The organism is Pseudoalteromonas sp. Angola-4 (assembly GCF_028599265.1).
GTDB lineage: Bacteria > Pseudomonadota > Gammaproteobacteria > Enterobacterales > Alteromonadaceae > Pseudoalteromonas > Pseudoalteromonas atlantica.
The window spans coordinates 420,172-438,084 of the sequence record NZ_JAQREK010000001.1 but is presented as its reverse complement, the minus strand read 5'-3'; the positions used below and the strand labels follow the sequence as shown (position 1 = coordinate 438,084).

General features: G+C 39.1%; 13 protein-coding genes. 7 read left to right on the top strand and 6 right to left on the bottom strand.

Annotated features, from left to right (window positions below):
* Position 1: 1 nt before the first annotated feature.
* From PSH48_RS02000 to PSH48_RS01980, 5 genes are all read right to left on the bottom strand, one after another.
* Positions 2-1,825 carry a putative 2OG-Fe(II) oxygenase gene (locus PSH48_RS02000; RefSeq protein WP_162985984.1) on the bottom strand — a complete coding sequence of 608 codons (1,824 nt, stop codon included), beginning with the start codon at positions 1,823-1,825 and terminating at the stop codon, positions 2-4.
* Positions 1,826-1,885: 60 nt separating this feature from the next.
* Entirely contained in the window at positions 1,886-4,723 is a 2,838-nt protein-coding gene (locus tag PSH48_RS01995; RefSeq protein WP_029774022.1) for a TonB-dependent receptor, read from the bottom strand.
* 463 nt (positions 4,724-5,186) lie between these two features.
* On the bottom strand, positions 5,187-6,056 hold the full coding sequence (locus PSH48_RS01990) for a class I SAM-dependent methyltransferase (RefSeq protein ID WP_273610802.1): 870 nt from the start codon (positions 6,054-6,056) through the stop codon (positions 5,187-5,189).
* Between the two features lie 67 nt (positions 6,057-6,123).
* Positions 6,124-8,745, bottom strand: coding sequence for a TonB-dependent receptor domain-containing protein (locus tag PSH48_RS01985; RefSeq protein WP_064386740.1), 2,622 nt, complete (start codon positions 8,743-8,745; stop codon positions 6,124-6,126).
* A gap of 245 nt (positions 8,746-8,990) precedes the next feature.
* The gene (locus tag PSH48_RS01980; RefSeq protein ID WP_273610801.1) at positions 8,991-11,333 is read right to left on the bottom strand and encodes a DNA polymerase II; all 2,343 of its coding nucleotides are present in this window, start codon (positions 11,331-11,333) and stop codon (positions 8,991-8,993) included.
* A 232-nt stretch (positions 11,334-11,565) separates the two neighbouring features.
* Between PSH48_RS01980 and dinG the strand changes: the two genes are divergently transcribed.
* Genes dinG through rsmS form a run of 6 tightly spaced genes read left to right on the top strand, consistent with a single transcriptional unit; the run spans position 11,566 to position 16,389 of the window.
* Positions 11,566-13,641, top strand: coding sequence for an ATP-dependent DNA helicase DinG (gene dinG / locus PSH48_RS01975; protein ID WP_273610800.1), 2,076 nt, complete (start codon positions 11,566-11,568; stop codon positions 13,639-13,641).
* A complete protein-coding gene (locus PSH48_RS01970) occupies positions 13,641-14,417 on the top strand; it encodes a TSUP family transporter (protein ID WP_096739873.1) in 777 nt (258 codons plus the stop codon). The genes dinG and PSH48_RS01970 overlap by 1 nt, the downstream gene beginning before the upstream one ends.
* Positions 14,418-15,026: a primosomal replication protein gene (locus PSH48_RS01965; RefSeq protein ID WP_004585953.1), complete on the top strand. Its 609-nt coding sequence runs from the start codon at positions 14,418-14,420 to the stop codon at positions 15,024-15,026.
* The gene (locus tag PSH48_RS01960; protein ID WP_273610799.1) at positions 15,026-15,922 is read left to right on the top strand and encodes a histone deacetylase family protein; all 897 of its coding nucleotides are present in this window, start codon (positions 15,026-15,028) and stop codon (positions 15,920-15,922) included. The genes PSH48_RS01965 and PSH48_RS01960 overlap by 1 nt, the downstream gene beginning before the upstream one ends.
* A 49-nt stretch (positions 15,923-15,971) precedes the next feature.
* Entirely contained in the window at positions 15,972-16,253 is a 282-nt protein-coding gene (locus tag PSH48_RS01955) for a late competence development ComFB family protein (RefSeq protein WP_004585951.1), read from the top strand.
* Positions 16,237-16,389, top strand: coding sequence for a pleiotropic regulatory protein RsmS (rsmS, locus tag PSH48_RS01950; RefSeq protein WP_024033713.1), 153 nt, complete (start codon positions 16,237-16,239; stop codon positions 16,387-16,389). Before PSH48_RS01955 ends, rsmS begins: the two co-directional genes overlap by 17 nt.
* Before the next feature lie 2 nt (positions 16,390-16,391).
* On the opposite strand, the gene PSH48_RS01945 is transcribed toward rsmS, so the two are convergent.
* Positions 16,392-16,916 (bottom strand): sel1 repeat family protein, encoded by a 525-nt coding sequence (locus PSH48_RS01945; protein WP_264390606.1) that lies wholly within the window; start codon positions 16,914-16,916, stop codon positions 16,392-16,394.
* A gap of 105 nt (positions 16,917-17,021) precedes the next feature.
* Between PSH48_RS01945 and PSH48_RS01940 the strand changes: the two genes are divergently transcribed.
* Positions 17,022-17,906: a DMT family transporter gene (locus tag PSH48_RS01940; RefSeq protein WP_273610798.1), complete on the top strand. Its 885-nt coding sequence runs from the start codon at positions 17,022-17,024 to the stop codon at positions 17,904-17,906.
* Positions 17,907-17,913: the final 7 nt, after the last annotated feature.

Sequence of the window (17,913 nt, the reverse complement as noted above, 5' to 3'; positions counted from 1 at the left end):
TTTAAGTGTGTTGAGGGAGTATGTCATAAGCAATTGTTACTCGTTCCATTTCACTATTTAGGGTATTAGTCCCATGCCAAAAATAGGATGGAAATTGAATAAGTTTGCCTTCCTCTGGTTTTAATGTTGTCTCAGGTAAAAGCTTAGTGTGCATATTAAATCCTGGCTCACCTAGCTTTAACCACCCTTCTTGGTTGGTTGATTCAGATATCAGCGTGGGTATAGATACATAAAATGGTGAACTCATCCAACCTTGGCTGTGATAATGATTTTTATGAAAACCTTTATCTTTCAGAATTACCGACCATGAATCAGTTACTTTAAAATCACCAACATTTCTTTTTAAAAAAGGGTGTTGATTATCTTTTGGAAGCCTTGATAAAAAGCATGACGTTAACTCGTATAGCTCCTGCTTTAGTATTTTTAGTATCGGCAGTTGATAATCAAATAACTTTTCTGCGGTTTGAGAACCATTCACTAAAGATTGCTCTAAAGGATGGTTTTGATAATAATGATACTGTTTTAACGTACCTTTAAGCTCAGTTAAAAAATCATCTATAGAAGCAAAGCCAGAAGGTGTTGCTATTTTCTCCTGCATAACAAATAAATCATAATTGCAGTAATATGAGTACAGCTCGCTTTTTAGTAATCTCAATGCTGTATTTTTAATACACAAGTACTCTTGGTTATATTCGTCTTGATTTAATAACTTATTTATAATGTTCAATGCGTGTTCTGGTTTATCTATCGCAATATAGCTTTTGGCTAATTCTATGTACGCGTGATTATTCTTAAACCTATTACTGGCAGCTAAATGGGTCTTTAAAGATTCATCAAATAAGCTGTTTTCACGTTCGTAATCACCCACTATAGAAAACGCTTTTTGTGGGCAATTGCTTTGAGAGAGTATTTGCTTTGCTATTTTGTAAGCCTCAGTTTGCTTACCCGATGTATAAAGCTTTTGTGCAAGCTCAGCTTCCAGTGCAGTATTTTTTCCAGTTATTTTTAAAGCATGGTTATATGAGGATAAAAAACCAGAGTCTGCAGTTTCCCATAGCATTTGGTTTAGCCAATGATGACTGTCTAAATCTAGCGGGTTGATAGTTGTTAGTTCTGTATATATTGCTTTGGCTTTTTTAAACTTACCGGCTAAGTGATAGCAGCTGGCCATATTTTTTTTAGCTTCAACTAAACCAGGGCTTAATTTTAAGCTTTGCTCAAAAGTTATAATTGCTTTATCCCAAAAGCATAAAGCTTTTAAAGCCAACCCTTTACTATTGAGAATACTAGCATCAGCACCAAAATTGCGAATATAATCATCTGTGAGCCTATCGACCTCAGTAAACTTCTCAAGCTTTAAGTCTGTTTTTATTTTTGCACTGAGAATAACTGCATTTTGAGGGGATAGTGTAAATGCTTTATCAATGTATTCTTTTGCTTTAGTAAATTCATTCTTTTTAAAGTACAAAACAGAGATATTATAAAGTGTTTCTATATCGTCACTATATATAGCCAATACATTTAAATATTGTTTTATTGACTTATCAGGTTCACCCAACAAGTTATATAATTTTGCTTTATTTACATTTAAATGAAAATGACGTGGACTTAGTTTAATACCTTTTTCAATCTCGGCTAAACATAATATATAATCTTTTTTCTTTTGGTATGCTATAGATTTTAAGTGATGAAGGTGCGCTACAATACTCGATTCATTACTTTTAATCGAATTAGCAATTTTTAATGCCTTAAGGAAATTATTATTATTAATTTCCTTAAGGATTAAGTTGCTTACATCTTGAAATGACATGCCTTGGCTTTGCATATGTTCTCTTAAATAATAAAAAGGCCGATAATATACCGGCCTTAGCATTAAAGCTTATGCTTAGAATGAAATAGTTGTACCTACAAAGAAGTTACGACCGATGTACTTATACAACGTAGTATCTGTATTGGCATCATCATAATCGCTGTAATATGGAGGCTCTTCATCTGTTAGGTTATCTATACCACCACGTAACGAAACATGCTCGTTAAGTTGGTAAGTACCACTTAGTGTATGTGATACAAACGAGTCAGCTTCTGGTGAATAGTAATCCGCAGGGTCTCCATCAAATAATGCAACTGATTCTGTAACAAGCGAATCTACATACATCACTTTGTATGAAACAGTCCAATCATCACCGGCTGCACGTAAGCTTACATTATGTTTCCACTCAGGAATTGAGCCAGAACCACTTGATGCAACACCTACGTAATCTTGAATAGGCTCACCAGCAAACTCTTGTACTTCCCATTTAGAGATGTAAGAAGCTTCCCAATCAGCTCTCCACGCTAAGCCAGCAGCGTCAAAGCTATATTGAGCGTTGAAATCTACGCCCGATAGATTCCAAGTAGAAAGGTTTTGATCAAGTGATGGAGTACCATCAAAGTTACCCGTTGCATCACGTACAACACCTTCACAAAGTGCAAAAGAACCACCTTGTCCACCTTCTTCACCCGCGCTATAACACTTATCTAGCTTAGTCGTAATACCAACAGAGCTTATTACGTTATCTACTTCAATATCGTAGTAATCAACAGTAAAGCTTAGCCCTTCAATAGGCTCAACAACAAGACCAACTGTAAATGTATCAGCAGTTTCAGGACCTAGGTCTGGGTTACCGCCAACAACCGCACGAAGTTGACCACTGTTTTGTGCAAACGTACCATCTGAAGGAATTAGGCCGGCTGCTGCATCAGAAGCACAGGCTGTTTGGTATCTAGAATCAAAGCCAGCACCACCAAAGCCAGTACAAGGGTCTGTATAATTGGTGAAGCTATCTGACTGACCACCGTAAAGCTCACTTACACTTGGTGCGCGAAATGCTGTTGATAATACAGAGCGAAGCATAACTTCATCTGTCATACGCCAAGTTAGACCTAACTTATAAGTAGTATCTGATCCAAACGTATCGTAGTCAAAGTAGCGAAGCGCAGCTTCTAAATCTAAAGACTGAACCAGTGGTAAATCATTCAATAGTGGAACAACAAGCTCTACATATGCTTCGTCAACTTTATAGCCACCAGAAGTTGGCTGTACGGCATTACCTGAACCGATACCTGATGAAGAGAATGCATCTGGTTGATTAAATGCTGATTCTTCACGGTGCTCTAGACCAAATGCAAAGCCAACAACACCAGAAGGCATTTCAAATAAATCACCCGAAATTGAAGCGCCTAAGTGGTGCATTTCTGTACCTGAAGTACCCTGATCGGTGTAACGCAAGTAATCGGCATCTGACTGTGAAAGCGCGCCTTCACCGAAGTAGTTAATACATGGAGCAGATGCATCGTTGCCTGTAACCGTGTAGTCACTAGGCGAACCTGTAACCGAGACACCTTCACAGTTTTCATTTACTGACGCTATCATTTTGTCTACGTTGATGTAGTTTTTAGAACGGTCAATAGCGCTATTTCGACCATATGTATAGAACACATTCCAAGCGTATTGATCAGCGATAAAGCCCTCTAAACCAGTTGTAAATTGTGCTGTATTTACTTCTTGCTCAAATACACGGCCACCCATTTCTGACATACGACGCAGTGGTAACATGTCTACATTGTCGCCAGGAGTTGCAAAATCATACAAGCCTGAGAATGGGTAAACTTCTGGATTTTGACTTAATACCCAACTACGACCATCTACACTGTATGTGTAGTTGATAGGTGCTGGTGCCATTTGTTGCGTTGAGGTACGGTTTGTATAGTACGCTTCTGCAAAAAAGTTTAAGTTATCTGCTAATTCATAATTACCTAACACGCTCACATTATAACGAGTTGCAGGCGTAGATAAGTATGAAGCAGAAGAGTAGTTATAGGTATCGTTGCCTTCGCCACTACCCACATATGTGTGATAGCCAGTATCAGTTGATGAACCGTTACCGCCAGGCTCAAACTGAACTCTTCTACCATCATCTAAGATTGCATTCATACCTAAAGAGTTACCAGAACCGGCACAAAAACGCTCACCGCCACTTTCAGCGTATGGACATGCTGAATAATCTCGGTCGCTAGCACGTACAGTACCACGGTCGTAAAAACCAACGTTTACAACAACATTACCTTTATCACTGCTCACACCAAAGGTGCTACTTAAGCTAGCTTCTTCACCGTCACCTTCACCTGTCTCTGCATAGCTGGCATCTAGCTCAAAGCCTTCAAAGTCATCGCGCATGATAATATTAACCACACCAGCAAGAGCATCAGAGCCGTAAACAGCTGATGCTCCGTCTTTTAAAACTTCTATGCGTTTTACAGCGCTAAAAGGAATGGCATTAAGATCCACGGTAGAAGATGCACCAGTACCTGAGGCAATCATACGGCGTCCATTAACAAGTACCAATGTACGTGATGAACCCATACCTCTTAAGTTAACAGTTGCATTACCATTACCGCCATTATTTACAGCAGCAGTTAATCCGCCCGACTGAGCGGTAAGGTTTTGTAACGCATCGGAAATATTTGAAATACCCTGAACTTTCATATCTTCAGTAGTAATAATGCTCACTGGTGAAGCGCTTTCAAGATCTGCACGTTTAATTCGTGAACCGGTAACCTCTATACGCTCTACCTTTTCAACTCCCTCTTCAGCAGCAATTGAATTTGCTGAAAATACAGCTGTAGATGCCGTACCAAAAGCAATCGCTAAGCGCACCGCTTTTGAAACTTGGTTATTTAACATTGGATTCTCCCTGAAATAATTTTATTTATATATTTATATATTTATTATTTTAGCCATTAAATAAATAGCTTAAGAAGTGAAAGTACCGCTTCTTTTGTGAATGTTAGTATCAATATATAAACATAGTCAACATATTAAAAACCAATAATTCACATCAATTTAAATATAATTAATATTAGTTTATTTCGATAAAGGGGACAAAAGATAAAGTATGAATATACCAATAACCGGAACAATGCATTTTTGAAAATAAAACGTAAAATACTTCTACTTATTTACATTTATAAAGGTGTTAACAAGGTAATTTAAAATTTATAAATGACAAGGTGACCAAGAACAATGTTTAACAAGTCGCCAAAAAGTAAAGGAATCGGGAGCTGCAGCTCGTATGGCCTTTGGAATACCATCAAAGCTGCTAGATTATTAATGTGCAGAACAGAACAAATTTTAGTAATGGGGCTAGCTATTTGCGTCCTTTGTAAAGCGTTCCGATATATTCATTATTAGAGTCAACTAAAGCCTCTTTAAATGTTTTATCGCCTAACAATAACAACTGGCTAATATCCTGAGAGTTTAACGCCGCTTGCTTTAAGTCACTTAACCTAAAGATCAGCCCTTCGAGCTCTTGAGTAAATAATTGATAAGCGCGTTCTAAATCAATTTTTCTATTATTCAAAATAAACTGAAAAAAGTCGGGATACCGTGTTCCATTAACTGCGTGAGGGTGTACTTGTCTTTCAAGCTGGATAAGGTTATTTATTGTTTTTATCAAGCTATTAACCTGAGCATTATCATCTTTTTTCAGCTCATCAATTAGCTGCTTTAAAGGAGTTAACAAGTCACTACGTACACGTACAGCAGACTCCAATATAAGCACATTTGGTTTAACTATATCTGAATCTATTTCGTGGCAAACAATTTGATATAACCCACCCGGTTTTAATACCCTAAATAATTCAGAAATGCTCTTCGAAAGCTCACTGTATTCAATTGCAAATTGAGCCACTATCGCATCAAATTCATTATTTTCAAAAGGTAAGGACTCTGCACTTACATCTGATAAAATACTAGAGTCGGGCACGCCTGTAACGCTCTTTGCCACTGTTGCTTTATCAATACCAATAAAGCTCAGCTGATCTTTACTACTATCGTGTATAAGCTGTATCAGTGCACCATTGCCTGTGCCTATGTCTAGTATTTTACACTGTGGACTAAGCTCAGTAGCAAAACTTGTCCAGCTCTGCTTGAGCTTGCCTGTATAGTTTTTCTTAATATCCTGCCCAAATGAAGTTAAATACCCTTGAGACCAATACTCACTCCAATAATTTTCCATAAAAAATCCCCATAAAAAAAGGGCTGAATAAATTCAGCCCTATATATCAACCTGTTTCTAATTAATATTAGAAGCTAATTGAGTAGTTTACACGGTAATCACGACCAAAGTTGTTGTAAAGGTCTTGGTTATCCCATGTACCAGCTGAAGAAAGAACTGGGTCTTCGTCAGTTAAGTTACTTACAGTAAATGTTACAGCGCCGTAAGGACCTGCATTGTAGCTGTAAGTTAAGTTATGGATTAACCAGCTGTCTAAATCACCTGATTGCTCGTAGAAACCATCGCCATCTTCATCAACTTCAGTTTCAGACGTGCTTGCTGTGTAAGTAGAGTTCCAAGATACTGTATGATCATCAAGTGACCAAGAAATTGTTGCTACTGACTTAAGATCAGGTTGGCCAGACCAACCAGCAGTGTCTTGTACAACACCACCCACTTCAGAATCGTATGAAAGTGTTACACTGTTAACATTGTTAAAGCGGAAGTCACCAAAATCAGTCTCTACGTTTGCATTAATAGTGAAATCAAAACCTTCGATTTCAAAACCAGCACCGTTAAAGTAAGAAGTACCTGCTTCGATTAGCGTACCTGAAGCAGAGCGCTTAAGGTAGAAAGTTTCATCAGACGTATCTGTATCAACACCTACTGCAGTGATTAGGCCAGCAGCCTCATCAGATAATAAGCCCTGTAGAGATTTAGACTGAATAACGTTATCAATAGAAAGTTGGAAGTAATCTAACTTAAAGCTTAAGTTATCGTTTACATCCCATGCCACACCTAAGTTGATGTAATCTGAAGTCTCAGCTTCAAGTTCTGAGTTCTGAGTATAGTATGTGTTGTACTGACGTGATGTAGTAGAACCGTTATTATAATCGATTGCAGATTCAGCAGAGAATGTACGTGCTGCATTAAGTAAATCTAGACCTGGCGCGCGGAACGACTCAGAGTATGAACCACGAATCACTACGTTATCAGCAACCTGCCAGCGAGCAGATACTGCTGGAGCAACGTTGTCACCAAAGTCAGAGTAATCATCGTAACGAGCTTTTAAGTTCACTTCTACTGTATCAGAAACTGGTAGTACTGATTCGAAGAAAACAGCTGTCACATCACGGTCACCCATTGAAGAGTTACCAGCAGAGCCACCGATTAAGCCAGCTTCAGATTGACCATCGTAAATATCTTCGTAAGTTTGTTCAAAATATTCAACACCTACATAGTGAGCAACAGCACCACCTGGTAGTTCAAATAAGTCAAAACCTAAACCAGCAAAGTATTGGTCAAAAGTAGAGCCTGAGTTTTGTAACGTAGTCGACTTCATGTTGGCAATGCCTTCATCAGAGCCTAAATCGATATCGTTAGCTTCGTTGTATGCTAAACCACTGTAAGAAAGGTAGTACTCACCTACAGATTTGTTATCTGCTTTATTGTGGTGGTAGTAAACTTCCCAAGAAGCGTTGTTCCAATCTAAGTCACCACGTAAACCAGCTGTTAAATCTTGGTTGTAATCATCTACGTTACCATCACGTGTACCAATACCTACCCAACGGAATAAACCATATGCACCGTCTTCACCGTATGGGTTATGCGGGTTATCAGCTGCCATGTTTTCCCATGCTGCAGCCGGTGGAGCGTAACGACCAAATGAAGAGTTTTGTACAAACATTGTTTGAGCAAAGAACTCTATGTCGTCTGTTAGCTCGTAGTTAGCACTAACATATAATGTGTTACGGTCAATTGATGCTGTGTTGTAAGATACATTAGCGAATGCATACATACAGTACTCAGAACCTGGACCCCAATCTTCGTTTGCATCAACGCGGCGGAAAGTATCTTCACCGTATTCAGAGATTAAATCATCACATAAAAGTGAAGCTGACGCTGTAGAAAAATCAGGTGAAAGTACAGTAGCGCCAAAGTATGACCAACCTACAGTATCTGCAGTGTAAGCTTCAATGTCGCCATCACCGTCTAAATCACCAAGCTGAGCTTTAGTGTAGTCACGGTCAGCATCTGAAATACCTTTACGAGATTGGTGATCGAAAGAGAATGTAATGTTACCTTTATCGTTTGAAACACCACCAACTACAGAAAACTCTGTAGAAGTAGTACCTTCATCTTGATCACGGTGACCCGCGCCAATGTTGAAAGTTAAACCTTCAAAGTTCTCTTTCATAATTACGTTAACAACACCTGCCATTGCATCAGAACCATAAATAGAAGATGCACCTTCAGTCATGATATCGATACGTTCAACAGCAGCCATTGGAATAGCATTAAGGTTAGCAGAAGCACCACCTAATGTTGGTGAACCTGGGAAACGGCGGCCATTTAAAAGTACTAAAGTACGACGTGAGCCAGCACCACGTAAATTGATAGTTGCTTGAGATTGTGCTGAGCTACCAGAACGCTCTGAGAACGAACCGAATGAGTTTAATGAACTAGAACGTAGTGCATCTGCAACTGTGTAGTCACCTTCTAGCTTGATATCAGCAGAAGTAATAGATACTACCGGAGAAGCACCCTCTAAATCTGTACGTTTGATACGTGAACCAGTTACTTGGATGCGTTCTACTTTCTCTGCAGACTCTTCTTCTGCAGCAAATGAACTTGACGAAAATGCAGCTGTTGATACTGCACCAAATGCAATCGCTAAGCGAACTGCCTTTGAAACTTTATTATTTAACATTTGATTCTCCCTGGGTCACCACTTGTTAGAAGCGACTATTATTTAATTATTTTTTGTTGTCACAGTTTGTTAACAGCGACTAAACCAAATACTAAACAAAAAATATCTAAAAGCCAACTACTGTTAACCAAATATTAATTAAAAAAGGGTTTTTTATTGTTTTTTAGCTTAGATGAGGAATAACTGTACAAAAATAAAGCTAAAGCGTAGATTATGTAATCAAAAATTGCATTAATAGGTACAAGTTAGAATAATTCGAACTGTTTTAGCTCGAAACTGTTTACGTTAACGTTAACAAATTGCGTAACCATTTCTAATAAAGGTACAATTTGTTTGTCTATATACAATGGGTAGTCGTAGCTATGCAGCCCTTGATACAGCTCAACACCGTGGGTTGTGTAAACAAATGTAACAAATTCACCTCTTTTTAGCGTAAATTCACTATTTTGTTTCTGAAACTTTTTTACTGCTTGCACATGTGGAGGGATATTTTTTTGATAGTCGGTTAAGTTTTGACCTAAACGTTTTTTAAAAACCAGCAAATGATCAAATTCGCCGCGTAAAAGTTTACTAATGTAATCGTTTACAAGGTCATTTATTTGCTCTGGTTGCTCAAAAAGGAGGGTAAATAAATCAAATTGGAACTGTTGGGCCAGTTTAGTCCAGTCACTTCTTACGGTTTCTAAGCCTTTAAAAACCAATTTTGATTCATCCGGCTTTATTAACTGACCCACATAGCGTTTTTTAGACCCCACACTTTTACCTCTTATAGTGGGTAAAAAGAAGGGGCTGTAAAGCGATTCAAACTCTATTTCTAAATGGCTAGTTAAATTATGTTTAGCGTGTATGTTTTTCTGCCACAACGTGTTTATGTGTTTAGCTAACTGTTTACCTATTTTATTACACGCCTCAACACTTAAATCATCCGTGAGTTTTACAAAGGTCGAATCGGTATCTCCGTAGATAACACTATAACCTTGCTCTTCAATCCACTTTTTAGTTTGCAGCATTATCTCATGTCCACGCAAAGTAATAGAGCTTGAGAGTCGAGGGTCATAAAAACGACAGCCTTGTGAGCCTAATACACCATATAAACTGTTCATTATTATTTTAATCGCTTGAGATAGCATTAAATCGTGATTATCTTTTGCCCGTTGGCGCTGTAGCGCTAGGCTTTTTATAAGCGCTGGTAAATGGTGCTGCTCTCTTGAAAACAATGCGTTATTAAAACCTTCAATACTATTTTCAGGGTTTTCAATCCCTTCTATTAGTCCAAGCGGGTCTATATAAAAGGTTTGCATAATACTGGGATACAGGCTTTTAAAATCAAGCACGATGACATTTTTATACAGCCCCGGTACCGACTCCATAACATAACCACCTGGGCTTTCAAACGTCAGCCCATGGTCGCCCATATTAGGTGCTACATAACCGCTGCGATGTAATAAAGGCAAATACATGTTTACAAAAGCCGCCACTGAGCCGCCGCGCTTTTCCAGCTCAAGGCCTGTTAATTGTGTGCGAATAACAGCAAAATCGAGAAGTTTTAGCTTATCGAATATTTTATTAACGAGTATGCAGTCTTGGCGATTGTAGTTAGCGAGCGCGAGTTTATCCTCATTAAATTGACGAATAATTTCTTGTAAGCTGTTACTAGATTCAATTAATTTAGACTCGCCTAAAATTTCTTTAGCTACATTAGCAAGTGAAAAAGTTTCAAAACTATAAGTGGCATTTTTTAGAGTATCAATGCCATCAATTACACAGCGCCCGGGAATAGAAACCCGTGTAAAATGGCCTTTTCGAACATATAAAGGAAGGTTTCCTCTTCCTAGTAATAGTTTTACCCCAAGTGCCACAGAGCGCTCATAAATAACTGCAAAATCAAACTCAATAACATTCCACCCAATAATAATATCTGGGTCGCACTGCTTAATAAGTGTTACAAGTTGCTGTAATAGTGCAACCTCGTCTGCGCACCATATAATAGTATAACCAATCACTGGTTCGTGATACTCAGGCTCTCCAATCATGATTACGCAATCTAAACCACAGCCTACCAAGCCAATAGAAAACAACACCCCACTTTCATTGCACTCTATATCAAGTGACAACTTAGAAAGCACAGGCGTATAGTCAGCGTTGGTTTTTAATTTAGCATCTAAAATTTCAGTGTAATGTGCATGATCCACTCGTTTACCCGTGATCCACGCCCCGCCTTTAATAAAGCGCTCCATTAAATAACGCTCAATGGGCCTTATATCATCTTCATAGAGTGTAATACCGCGACTTTTTAACGCTTTGCTCGCGCTATAAAAGTGTTTGAGTGAGTAAAAGTAACAGCCACACATATCTTGCTGCTGAAAATTTTTAAGTGAAAGAGGTTTAATTAAAAAGTTTAGTGATTCGACAGATAAAATGGCTTGAGCTGCTTTTGTATCTGAGTTTTTTATAAAAAATAGTGCGGTTTCATTCTCAGAAATTGTCTTTATTGGTCCATTATCGGTAGCAAACCAAATTTCATATTGTAAACCCTGAGCGCTATCGTGCGCTTGTGCAGAAAGTACAAAACCAGATGTTAAATACACTATCAATAAACCTTACTTATATTTTGTTTTTCTACTTTAAGGCCATGAACGTTAAGGATTGAAAATTGTTCAACCTCAAAATATAAACAGGCCATAATAGGGAGTAATTTATAAACTTAAAAAATCGCCGCATTAATTTACTAAATTAATTTCATCCTTGCTTGTAGTTACACGGTTATAACTCTAAAATCCATACACTGTAATTATATACATATTTTAGGTTTATCTCCCCATGCTTTCTGACCAACTAAAAAAAACAATTAGGCAAGTACACCAGCATGTGGCTAGTAACCTTACTGATTACCGCCCACGCAGTAGCCAAAACTACCTTGTTGCCGAAATAGCAAAAACACTGGCTGGCGAATACCATAAAAAACAGCGAATATGTGTTATTGAGGCTGGCACAGGGACTGGTAAATCACTTGCTTATTGTTTGGGCGCGTTACCGCTTGCCCTTGCTCAAAAAAAGAAGCTGGTTATATCTACTGCTACCGTGGCCCTACAAGAACAATTAATAGCAAAAGAGCTGCCTTTTTTTAAAAAACACTCAGGGCTCGACTTTAAGTTTGACCTAGTAAAAGGTAGGCAACGCTATATATGTGCCCATAAATTACATAACGCTGTTAATGGCGATAGCCAAACGCAAATGGAGTTTATGCCCATACTTACCTCGCCGCTAAGTGATATGGAAACTAAATGCTTAAAAGGCCTTTACGATGCCTATGTAAATAAAAAATGGCAAGGCGACAGGGATAGCTGGGCCGACACCATACCCGATAGAGTGTGGAACTTAATCGCATGCGATAAACACGCTTGCCAACGCCAAATGAAAGCCCATCAAACCTGCCCGTTTCAGCTTGCTCGTAATCAGCTTATGCAAATGGATGTGCTTGTTATTAACCATTCACTGCTACTGGCAGATTTGGATTTAGGGGGCGGTAAAATTTTACCCGAACCTGATAACACCATTTATGTAATAGATGAAGCGCACCACCTTGCACATATTACCCGCGACTTTTCATCGGCAGCGGCCACTATTAAAGGCACCATTGATTGGCTAGATAAGCTCACCAAATTTAGTGGCAAAATGTCTAAGGTATTAGTGGGTCAAAAGGCCATTGGTCAAAATTTCAAATTGTGCGATAGCATTAACGATGCTAATAAAGACTTAAAAGTGGTGCGTGATATTCTCGATAACGCCGACTTTGAATACTCAAAAGACGACACATACCGTTTTGAGCATGGTGAAATACCAAAATCATTGCACAACAAAGCTAAAGATATAAGTGACGCCACACTAGATGCACTGCGTTGTTTAAATAAAATGCACGATACCCTCACTCAAGATGTAAGCGATGGCGATATAAAACCCTATGTTGCCGACCCTGTTTTGGCCGAAAGCGGACACTATATAAACCGCTTAGAGCAATTAAATAAGCTGTGGTATAGCTATGCAAATAAAGGCGAAGGCACACCTCACGCAAGGTGGATCAAACGTTTAGAATATAAAAACCATCACGATCACCTATTAAGTGATTGCCCTATCGAAGTTGGCTACTACTTAAAAGACAAGCTATGGAATGAATGCGCAGGGGCGGTACTATGCTCGGCGACTTTAAGTGCTCTCGGTTCGTTTGACCACTTTGCCTATGAAAGCGGATTAGCAAAAGAAGAAGGCGTTAAGTTTATTAGAGTGCCCTCACCTTTTGATTACCCTAAACAAGCAACCTTGCGTATCCCGGTAAGTAAAATTGAGCCAACCGACAAAGCATTTAGTGACCATATAGCGCAAACTTTGCCTGAGTACTTAAATACAAAAAAAGCTAATTTGGTATTGTTTGCCTCGTACTGGCAAATGGGCCATGTGGCTAAGTTTCTTAGAACAAAAGGTTTTAACTTATTAGTACAAGGCGAAATGTCGCGCGAGGCATTATTAAAAAAACACACCCAAAATATTGATAGCGGTAAAGGTAGTATTTTATTTGGTACGCAAAGCCTCTCAGAAGGGCTTGATTTACCAGGTAAATATTTAGAAAACTTAATAATTACAAAAATACCGTTTGCAGTACCTACATCACCAATAGAAGAAGCCCAAGCCGAATTTGTACAAAGTAAAGGCGGTAATCCGTTTTTGTCTATTACGGTGCCCGATGCAGCAAAGAAATTGGTACAAAGCTGTGGTAGACTGCTGCGAAAAGAGAGCGATGAAGGCCGTATAACCATTCTCGATAGACGCTTAATTACCAAGCGCTACGGCAAAGCCATGCTCGACACCTTACCACCTTTTAAAAGACAAATAGATTATTAATGTTTGAACTTGCTTTAGATCCCACAACATTGGCAGTTTTATGTGCCGCGGCCCTTGCTGCTGGCTTTATTGATGCAATTGCCGGCGGCGGAGGCTTATTAACAGTCCCTGCACTACTCACCGCTGGCTTGCCACCGCATGTAACGCTTGGCACCAACAAGCTTGCGGCAAGCTTTGGCTCATTAACGGCCAGCTACACGTATTATAAAAAAAATCTATTTAGTCCTAAATTTTGGGCAAACTCCATTTTTGCTACAGCCATAGGCGCTGTGATTGGTACGTTAATAGTCGATCACTTAAGTATTGAATTTTTAAATAAGCTTTTGCCTATCATTATTATTATGGTGGCCTGTTATAGCTTGTTTGGTAGTTTAAGCACGACACAGGGCGATGATTTACCAAAAGTAACACCAGTACTTAAACTAAAGCAGTGGTTGCAGGGCTTAGCATTAGGTTTTTTTGATGGCGTAGCAGGCCCAGGCGCCGGTACTTTTTGGACCGCATCTAATAGTTTATTTTATAAAATGAGCTTACTGCTTAACTGTGGTTTAGCCCGCTCAATGAACTTTGTATCTAATTTTATATCGCTTATTACCTTTGTGGCACTTGGTCATGTAAACTTTTTATTAGGCCTTATCATGGGCTTTTTTATTATGTTAGGTGCTTGGATTGGTGCTCACTCAGCCATTCGCTTTGGCGGTAAGTTTATTCGCCCTGTTTTTAACACTATGGTTATACTGCTAGCATTAAAACTGATTTACGAGGCTTATTTGTAAATGCAAACCCACGCGTTAGATAAATTACGCCAACAAGTTGCTACGCTTAAACAACAAGCTGAGCAATTTGATAAAGCTAAATTGTTTTCTAAAAACCGCTATATGCAGGCGCAGCCTAGTTTATTTGACCGCGGCGTATTTAGTACTAAAAGCATGAACTTAACTGACTACGTAACAGAAATTGAAGACGAAATTACCAGCTTACCACCCAGTGATCATCGCCATGCTTATGCTTATGCACTCGAGCGCATAGGTAATCAAGTACAAGCTGTATTTAGTGTTATTAAATCGACCCCCATCTGGGCAAAAGAAAACAAAAGCCAGTACAAACCTAGACCCAAAAATACGGTTTATAAGCAAGCCGTAAAAAAAATAATGCAATCGTCGCACGAGCTATACGACGAGCTTAAACAAAACCATGAGTTTGAACGACGCTTAGTGTTAATGATTGAAGAGCGTAAACTACAGATGGAAAAAGCCAGCCCAGCGCAAGCACAAAAACTTAATATGGAAATTTTAACCACGCATGCGCGTTTAGGCCGCTGCCGTAAAGCTATTTCGGCCACCGAAGATAAAATTCAACAAGTCGAAAAACAACAATTACGCTAATGCAGCTTTTTTACCACCCGCTTTACAGTGCTTTAACGCTTCCTGAGCGCCACCGTTTTCCTATTCAAAAATACCAAATGCTAAAAGCAGAAATAGAACGCTTAGGCTTTGGGACTACACAGTTTAATACACCAACCAAAGCAACGCCCGAGCAGCTTGCACTGTGCCATAGCCAAGATTACATAAATGATTTTTTAAACGCCACGCTCAGTAATAAAGCAATTAAAAAAATGGGTTTCCCGTATTCACGCGAATTAGTAGAGCGTACGCTACTTTCAGTTGGGGCCAGTATTCAAGGCAGCGAATACGCACTAAAATATGGTTTTTGCGCTAATTTAAGTGGTGGCTATCATCATGCATATAGCGATTACGGCAGTGGCTTTTGTATTTTTAACGATTTGGCTGTGGCTGGGGCGCATTTAATCAATACAGACCAAGCCGATACCGTATTAATATTTGATTGTGATGTACACCAAGGCGATGGCACGGCACAAATTACGCAACATAATAACGCTATAATTACTTGCTCTATCCATTGCGAGCAAAATTTTCCGCGCTTAAAGCAACACTCCGATTACGACTTCGCCCTACCTGCCAACACATCAGATACCGAATACTTAACAACGCTAAAACAAGCCCTCGAATTTTGCGTGCGTATTCATAACCCCGACATTATTTTATATAACGCAGGGGCTGATATTTACGAAAAAGACGAGCTAGGGTTATTTAACGTATCGCTTGAAGGGGTTTATGCGCGCGATTATTTTATTGTTAACTACTGCAAAGCCCATAACATCCCTCTTATGTGCGCTTTAGGTGGCGGTTACCAGCGTAATTTAAATGCGTTAATTAATGTTCATAAACAACTATTTAAAGCTGCTATCGATTTATTTTAGTGCTTAGTATACACTCAAATAAACGGACTCTATAAAAGGCGCTAGCACGATGCGACTGCACGACGACATACATAACTTTTACGAAAAAATTGTGGTTGAAGAAATCATTAAACGTAAACTAGATAAAGTTTACAGTGAAGATGTAATGGCCGATTTTTGTTGCACGGTACTTAATCAATTGCCGCCACGTTATATTAGATACGATGTAGATATGGCCTTTTATTTACCACAAAGTGAACGTATTCACATGGAAGAGCGCGTACAAACCGCTATTGATGTTGCTATTAGCCAAATTTCAAAAAAGAAAGATTTAGATGACCAGCCCACTTGATAACGCCCCTACACATGTAAAACTGGCAGTGGATTTAATTATGCTTTTGGAGCAGCACGAGGTTGCTCCAGAGGATGTATTAAAAGCGCTCGAAATTGTAAAAAGTGACTTTGAACAAAAACAAGCCACCGCTTAGCATTACTCTTTTGTTTGCACTTCGTATTTAGTCACAGTGCCATCGTGTTTGTTACAATCAATTTTAATCTCGCCAAACGTGCGTCTTGGGGTTGTTGAGCGGCGGCACGTCATTTTTTGTGCTTTACTACCATATTGACTTATGTACAACGCAACGGTTTCGTCTATTTTAAGCTGTTGCGCCGAACTGGCTGCGTTATAAAAGGTATTGTATTGCGCCTGCCAACTTTCAACTCCAGCCTCTTTTGCAACGCCTAGCCACCCCATACCCATGTTAGTGGATTGTGTTAAATACTGCCCTTTTAAAAACATAAACGACAATGTGTATTGCGCGCTTTTATACCCAAGTGCTGCAGGGTCTTTTAGGTACATAAAAGCTTGTTTATAATCACCTTTTTTATACGCTTTTATGCCATTGTACTCATGTTTTTTCATGGTTATGTCATCATATAAATTAATAGGCGTAGACCCACAGCCACTTAATAAACCCACTCCCATTATTGCTGTGATCAGTAAATATCGGCTCATGACTATTCCTTTTTTATTATTTTTATATGCGAGTACCGAATCTGGCTTACAGTTAATGCAAAGCCTGTTACTCTGTAAATTAATTTGTATAATTAAAATACTATCATGAGCTTAGCAAGTTTACTTCGGTTATTTTTTCTGGCTGCAATTTGGGGCGCGTCATTTTTATTTATGCGAATGGCAGCAAACAGCTTAGGCCCAGCGGTGTTAATAGAGTTTAGAGTTGGCTTTGCCGCACTCACCCTCTTTATTGTGGCGCTGTACTTAAAACGCCGCTTGGCGTTTACTAAGCACACAAAGCACTTTTTTATAATTGGTTCACTTAACTCCGCCCTACCCTTTTTACTGTTTGCTTATGCCGCGCAAACGATTAGCGCCTCTACTTTATCTATTTTAAATTCTACAACGCCCATATGGGGCGCGGTGGTGGGTATAATTTGGAGCAAAACCAAACCGACTAAAAGTATGGTGTTAGGTTTGCTGTTGGGTTTAATAGGCGTGGCCATTTTAGTTGGGCAAAATCATTTTGTATTAAATAGTCAGTCACTTATTGCTATTGCAGCAGCGCTAAGCGCCTCCCTGTGTTATGCCATTGCATCCCATTATACAAAAAATGCCCCTAAGCTTGCCCCATTCGATAACGCACACGGCTCTATGTGGGCAGCCAGTTTTATAGTACTGCCCCTTATACTTTTTATGCCAATGCGCGAAGTACCTAGTACCAACGTTATGCTTGGCGTATTAGCACTTGGCGTGGTGTGTACCGCACTTGCTTATATTTTATTTTTTAAACTTATTGACGATATAGGCCCAACCTCAGCTTTAACGGTCACGTTTTTAATTCCGCTATTTGGCATTTTTTGGGGGCATTTAATTTTAGATGAGCAAATAGGGCCAAATACGTTACTCGGCGCATTATTTGTAATTGTGGGCACTATGCTGGTTACTGGTTTTTTACCACGAAAAAAGCACTTAGCTAAAGCAAGCTAAGTGCCTA